Here is a 1,571-nt window from a genome sequence, read left to right as displayed (position 1 = left end):
GCACAACCGGTGTACATCAACTGGTCAGCGAAGATCACGGTCACTTTCAGACCCACCACGCGGTAGCACTGGTTGATCAGCTTGGAGATCGCCTTCTTCTTCATCGGCAGGTTGACGACGTCGAACGACAGGCCTTTCGGCACAACCTGGAACAGCAGCGCACGGCCGACGGTGGTGTCGACGATGCGGGTGTTGTTCACGCTGTTTCCGTCACGGTCGTTCACGGTTTCGTTGATACGAACCTTGATCTTGGCGTGCAGCGCGGCTTCGCCGGCGCGGAACACGCGGTCGACTTCCTGCAGATCCGCGAACACACGACCTTCGCCCTTGGCGTTGATCGCTTCACGGGTCATGTAGTACAGACCCAGTACAACGTCCTGCGACGGAACGATGATCGGCTCACCGTTGGCTGGCGACAGGATGTTGTTGGTCGACATCATCAGCGCGCGCGCTTCCAGCTGGGCTTCCAGCGTCAGCGGCACGTGCACGGCCATTTGGTCACCGTCGAAGTCGGCGTTGTACGCGGCGCAGACCAGAGGGTGCAGCTGAATGGCCTTACCTTCGATCAGTACCGGTTCAAACGCCTGGATGCCCAGACGGTGAAGGGTCGGTGCACGGTTGAGCAGGACCGGGTGTTCGCGGATCACTTCAGCGAGAACGTCCCAAACCTCCGGCAGCTCGCGCTCGACCATTTTCTTGGCCGCTTTGATGGTGGTCGCGAGACCGCGCATTTCCAGCTTGCCGAAAATGAACGGCTTGAACAGCTCGAGAGCCATCTTCTTCGGCAGGCCGCACTGGTGCAGACGCAGGGTCGGACCTACGGTAATTACCGAACGGCCCGAGTAGTCAACGCGCTTACCGAGCAGGTTCTGACGGAAACGACCTTGCTTACCCTTGATCATGTCGGCCAGGGATTTCAGAGGACGCTTGTTCGAACCGGTGATGGCGCGACCGCGACGGCCGTTGTCGAGCAGTGCGTCGACAGCTTCCTGCAGCATGCGCTTTTCGTTGCGCACGATGATGTCCGGAGCGGACAGATCCAGCAGGCGCTTCAAACGGTTGTTACGGTTGATCACCCGACGATACAGATCGTTGAGGTCGGAAGTCGCGAAACGACCGCCGTCCAGCGGAACCAGCGGACGCAGGTCCGGCGGCAGAACCGGCAGAACGGTCAGCACCATCCACTCCGGCAGGTTGCCGGAGCCCTGGAAGGCCTCCATCAACTTCAGACGCTTGGACAGCTTCTTGATCTTGGTTTCGGAGTTGGTTTGCGGAATCTCTTCGCGCAGACGGCCGATCTCGTGCTCCAGGTCGATAGCGTGCAGCAGCTCGCGGACGGCTTCGGCACCCATGCGGGCGTCGAAATCGTCACCGAACTCTTCCAGCGCTTCGAAATACTGCTCGTCGTTCAGCAACTGACCCTTTTCGAGGGTGGTCATGCCCGGGTCGATGACGACATAGCTCTCGAAGTAGAGAACGCGCTCGATATCACGCAGGGTCATGTCCATCAGCAGGCCGATACGGGACGGCAGCGACTTCAGGAACCAGATGTGGGCAACCGGCGAAGCCAG

General features: G+C 60.0%; 1 pseudogene. It reads right to left on the bottom strand.

The window, feature by feature from the left end:
* Positions 1-1,571, bottom strand: a pseudogene (locus tag ACIP0B_RS28485) (DNA-directed RNA polymerase subunit beta'); the annotation flags it as partial.

Source organism: Pseudomonas sp. NPDC089534 (genome assembly GCF_044749305.1).
GTDB classification, from domain to species: domain Bacteria; phylum Pseudomonadota; class Gammaproteobacteria; order Pseudomonadales; family Pseudomonadaceae; genus Aquipseudomonas; species Aquipseudomonas ekonensis.
Note: the sequence above shows the minus strand (reverse complement) of the source record. Positions and strands in the feature narration are given on the sequence as shown.